The 4,826-nt window shown below is 59.8% G+C and carries 6 protein-coding genes; 5 read left to right on the top strand and 1 reads right to left on the bottom strand.

The features are described 5' to 3' along the window. Nucleotides 1–346: 346 nt before the first annotated feature. Complete coding sequence (locus Q0C28_RS05445; protein WP_293573639.1) at nucleotides 347–595, bottom strand: accessory factor UbiK family protein; 249 nt, start codon at nucleotides 593–595, stop codon at nucleotides 347–349. 95 nt (nucleotides 596–690) lie between these two features. Between Q0C28_RS05445 and lgt the strand changes: the two genes are divergently transcribed. The 5 genes from lgt to Q0C28_RS05420 all read left to right on the top strand — a co-directional run bounded on the left by lgt (nucleotide 691) and on the right by Q0C28_RS05420 (nucleotide 4,690). Then, the gene (gene lgt, locus Q0C28_RS05440; RefSeq protein WP_293573638.1) at nucleotides 691–1,593 is read left to right on the top strand and encodes a prolipoprotein diacylglyceryl transferase; all 903 of its coding nucleotides are present in this window, start codon (nucleotides 691–693) and stop codon (nucleotides 1,591–1,593) included. Then, on the top strand, nucleotides 1,590–2,660 hold the full coding sequence (locus Q0C28_RS05435) for an SAM-dependent methyltransferase (RefSeq protein WP_293573637.1): 1,071 nt from the start codon (nucleotides 1,590–1,592) through the stop codon (nucleotides 2,658–2,660). Before lgt ends, Q0C28_RS05435 begins: the two co-directional genes overlap by 4 nt. Then, complete coding sequence (pgeF, locus tag Q0C28_RS05430; protein ID WP_293573636.1) at nucleotides 2,657–3,427, top strand: peptidoglycan editing factor PgeF; 771 nt, start codon at nucleotides 2,657–2,659, stop codon at nucleotides 3,425–3,427. Before Q0C28_RS05435 ends, pgeF begins: the two co-directional genes overlap by 4 nt. Nucleotides 3,428–3,684: 257 nt before the next feature. After that, the gene (locus Q0C28_RS05425) at nucleotides 3,685–3,837 is read left to right on the top strand and encodes a hypothetical protein (RefSeq protein WP_293573635.1); all 153 of its coding nucleotides are present in this window, start codon (nucleotides 3,685–3,687) and stop codon (nucleotides 3,835–3,837) included. 100 nt (nucleotides 3,838–3,937) lie between these two features. Continuing rightward, the gene (locus Q0C28_RS05420; RefSeq protein ID WP_293573634.1) at nucleotides 3,938–4,690 is read left to right on the top strand and encodes a Hint domain-containing protein; all 753 of its coding nucleotides are present in this window, start codon (nucleotides 3,938–3,940) and stop codon (nucleotides 4,688–4,690) included. Nucleotides 4,691–4,826 lie beyond the last annotated feature (136 nt).

Genomic DNA, 4,826 nt, shown 5'->3' with positions numbered 1-4,826 from the left:
CCGCTTCGACGCGTGCGAACGCAGCAGCCCAAATCTCCAGTCGCCTACGGCTCGTTCCGATTTGGGCTGCTGCGGTACTAACTGAAGCGGACAATTGGCATGTTACCTACACCGGACAATTCAGAATGTTCTCGACACCCTTTATTTGGGGATAACTGCGATAAGTTGTGGACGAATGAAACGCACCCGCAAAATATCGTGTTGACCGTGAGGTAACGGCCAAAACCAAAAATGCCTGACGCTCAGCGCATGAGCAGTAGTGAAGCGCACAAAAAACAAAACGCCGCCCAATGCGGGCGGCGCGACTTCGGTGGCAACAGCTGGCTGTGGGTCCCAGCGGTGCGGATCAGCCTTTTTGACCGGCCTCAAGCGCATCAAGGCGTGCCTTCAGTGCCTCGTTTTCTTCGCGCGCCTTCTGCGCCATCGCCCGCACAGCATCAAACTCTTCGCGGGTCACAAAATCGCGATCTGCGAGCCAGCGGTCGATCAGGCTCTTCATTGCGGTTTCAGCTTCTTCCCGTGCACCATGGGCCACACCCATCGCATTTGTCATCAGCTGAGAAATATCGTCCATGATCTTGTTGCGAGTCTGCATTGTCTTCTCCATATGGGCCTTGTTCCCTATATGGGCGACAAGAGGCACCGCGGCAAGGCGTTGACCTTCTGAACACAGACAGGCACTCAAAACCTATGCAAGCATTGATGATCCCCTTCCCCGATCTCTCCCCCATTGTTTTCTCGCTCGAGCTGTTTGGCCGCGAGTTCGCCCTGCGCTGGTATGCCCTCGCCTATATTGTCGGCATTTTGATCGCTTGGCGGCTGGCTGTGATGGCATTGCGCCAGGCAACGCTGTGGCCGGGCAACACCCCTCCGATGAAACCCGCACAAGTCGAAGACCTGCTGACCTGGATCATTCTCGGGGTCATTTTGGGCGGACGCTTGGGGTATGTGCTGTTTTATCAGCCCGGGTATTACCTGCAGCATCCGATAGAAATCCTGCGCATCTGGCAGGGTGGCATGGCATTCCACGGCGGGCTGCTCGGGGTGATCCTGGCCAGCTGGCTTTATGCGAAACGGCACGACATACCAAGCTTGCAGATGGCGGATCTCGTCGCCCATGTCGTGCCTCCCGGACTGCTGTTGGGGCGGCTGGCAAATTTTAACAACGCCGAACTGTGGGGGCGCGCAACCGATGCCCCATGGGGGGTCGTCTTTCCCGGACAGGCAGCCCAGGCGTGCGGCCAAGCCATCGGCGAGCTGTGCGCCCGACATCCCTCCCAGCTCTATGAGGCGGCACTGGAGGGGCTGGTGCTTGGCGTTGCCCTCTTGTGGCTGGTCCATCGCCGCCAAGCCTTGCAAAAACCGGGCCTTGTGGCGGGCGTTTTCTTTGCAGGCTACGGCGCCGCACGGTTTCTGGTGGAGTTCTTTCGCCAGCCCGATGCCCAGTTTGTCACGGCGGATAACCCACTGGGCCTTGCGCTGGCGATAAATGGCTATGGGCTGACCATGGGCCAGATCCTATGCATTCCGATGCTCGCAATTGGCGCATGGCTCATCCAGCGGGCCCGTAAAATGCAGCAGGTTTCCGCGTGACGCTGCTGCATCATATCAAAGCCCGCATTCGCACCGAGGGGCCCCTTTCGGTTGCCGATTTCATGGCCGAAGCCTTGTTGCATCCCACATACGGCTACTACACCACCCGCGACCCGCTTGGCTCCGCTGGCGATTTCACCACCGCGCCGGAAATAAGCCAAATGTTTGGCGAATTGATCGGGCTGTGTCTGGCGCAAACCTGGATGGATCAGGGATGCCCTGCGCCTTTCACACTCGCAGAGCTTGGCCCTGGTCGAGGCACCTTGATGGCCGATGTCCTGCGGGCGACCAAATCTGTTCCCGGTTTTCATGACGCGGCACAGCTCGCCCTGCTGGAGGCCTCCCCAGTGTTGCGCCAGCGCCAGGCCGAATTGCTCGGCCAGTACCAACCGGTTTGGTACGACAGCATTGATGACCTGCCGGAACAGCCGTTGTTTCTGATCGCCAATGAGTTCTTCGACGCTTTGCCATTGCGGCAATTTGTGCGCGATGGCGCGGGGTGGCGTGAAAAATCGGTTGGGCTGAACGAGCAAGACGATCTGCAGTTCGGATTGGGCGCCGCGGTGCCGCAGTCCGCTCTCGCGCATCGGATCTCTGACACCAAAGACGGCGATCTGGTCGAAGTCTGCGAAGCGGCTGCCCCATTTGTCACGGCGAGTGCCCAGCGCATCGCGACCCATGGCGGTGCGGCGCTCATTGTCGACTATGGCGACTGGCGATCACAAGGCGACACGTTGCAGGCCCTGCGCAAACATGCGTCCGAGTCACCCCTGGCCAACCCAGGCGACGCAGATCTGACAACACATGTGGATTTTGAGGCGCTTGCCGCCGCAGCCAAAGCCGCAGGCGCAGCCTTCAGCCGGGTGACCCCGCAGGGGGTTTTCCTGGAACGGCTGGGGATCACCGGGCGTGCGCAAAACCTTGCGAAACATCTCACGGGTGCAGATCTGGATGCGCTGGTTGCTGCACATCGGCGGTTGACGCACCCTGAAGAAATGGGAAACCTGTTCAAAGTGCTCGCGCTCTATCCGGCGCAGCTGACACCTCCACCGGGATTGAACGCATGACGCTGGAAATGCTGACCTCCGCCCTGCTGTCGGGCACACATCACGGGTTCTTCACCCGAAAAGGCGGCGCATCCTCTGGCATCTTCACCGGGTTGAATTGTGGCACCGGATCAACCGATCAAACCGAGGCCGTTGCGATCAATCGTGGCCGCGTCGCCAAGGCCATGGGGGTTGAAGACACCCGGTTGGCACGCGTCCATCAGGTGCATTCAGCGGATGTGTTGACCATCGATAGCCACGACAGCGACCAGATCCACGGTGATGTCCGCGCTGATGCCATGGTGACCGATGTCCCAGGGATCGCGCTGTCGATCCTGACCGCAGATTGCCAGCCAGTGCTCTTTGCCGATCCAGAGGCGGGCGTGATCGGCGCGGCGCATGCGGGATGGCGCGGCACATTGGATGGCGTTTTGTCTGCAACAATCGATGCGATGGTTGCGCTGGGGGCGGAACGCAGCCGCATCAACGCGGTGATTGGCCCCTGCATTTCCCAATCGGCCTATGAGGTCGGGCCAGAATTCTACGACAGCTTTGTCTCGCGCGACAGCAACAGTGCGATGTTCTTCAAACCCGGACAGGGCGACCGACACCTGTTCGATCTGCCCGCGTTTGGTTTGAACAGCCTGCGTCAGGCAGGGATCGCCGCAGCCACCTGGACCCATCACTGCACCTATAGTGATGAGGAACGCTTTTTCTCCTATCGCCGCGCGACCCACCAAAAAGAAGCAGACTACGGTCGGCTGATTTCCTGTATCCGCCTGTCGTGACCTGATTGGGCGTCTGCCCCGGCCCTCGCAGCCTGTGGTCTGTCTATGGTTCTGACTGAAGCCCGTCGGCGTGTGACCAGCCGCAACCGGCGGCGCGATCTGCTGCGGGGCATCTGAATTTCACAGATCAGCCACAATGCTGGCGCAATGACAGCCGACAATGGGACAAAGGCCAATCGTCGCACGGACGTGTTCGCTGCAGTGCCTCCGCGGTTGGGGGCCGATCATTGGCGAATATTGACGGCCAGGAGAACCAGATGAAACCCAAGTCCAGATTCATCAGATCAATCGTTGCGGCCGCGCAGACCAACGACGTTCAACTGCCCTGGACCCGGGGGGCCACACGTCAGGACATGATTGCGCGCCGGACCGGCGCAGCAGAAGAAACACCAAAGGCAAAGAGCGCATGAGCTGCGCGCCACATCAATCACAGTAAGGATGGTTCCGCCCCTGCGACTGCTCCGCAGGTGGCATTTGTACCAGTAGAGTTATGAAAGAGGCACGTTCGCCATGACCCTTCCACAGTCCCTTCGACGCGCAGCTGCCACTGCGGTCGAAGCCAATGCTCTCCTCAAAGATCCCGCCGCCCTGCGCAGCGGGACGCGCCCGCAATTGCGGCGGTATGATGTGGTGAGCCTGATGCCGGATGGGTCGATCGCAGAACAGCGCCACATTGCGCCGTCGCTGCCCTTGTTTGAAAACGCCTTTACCGCGTTTTGCCGTGGTGCGTTGGTCGAAACCACACAGGGCCCCATCGCTGTTGAGGATCTACTGCCCGGCGATGAAATTCTGACCGAAGACGGCACCTGCTCCACCCTTGTGTGGAAAGGTTCGACCAGTCTGGTTCCGGCCCGTCAGGAGAGCACAGGCCGCAACCATCGTCTGACCAGTTTCATGCCCGACAGCCTGGGCGATGCGAAACCGATGGGTACCGTGGTTGTCGGACCTTCGGCACGGCTTTTGCAGCAGTCACCGATGCCTGGTCTGTATCTCGCCCACCGCCCGTCGCTGGTGCCGGTGCAGCACTACCACGACGGGATGAGCATCGTGGAAGCAGCTCCGCCCACGGCAGTCGATACATTCCATTTGTGTTTGTCGCGCCACTCCGTGATCAAAGTGGGTGGCCTCATGTTTGAGACCTACCACCCAGGCCCGGACGCCCTGCGCCTGGTCAGCCACGCGATCCGATCCCTGTTTCTCAATCTGTTTCCACATGTGGATGCGATTGGGGATTTCGGAGCCCTGGCCTATCCGCGCGCCTAAAGCGTCTTTCCTGAAGTCTGAATCGTTTTGGGTTCCCAAATTGGTGCTGGCGTGATTCAAGATATCCGGGAGGATGTCTTATGCCAGCACCATTGCCATCAGCGCTGCGGGCGCGTTTTGAAGAGTACATTGCCGA

This window comes from Phaeobacter sp., from assembly GCF_022825805.1.
Taxonomy (GTDB): Bacteria; Pseudomonadota; Alphaproteobacteria; order Rhodobacterales; family Rhodobacteraceae; genus Phaeobacter.
This window is presented reverse-complemented; position numbering and strand designations above follow the sequence as displayed.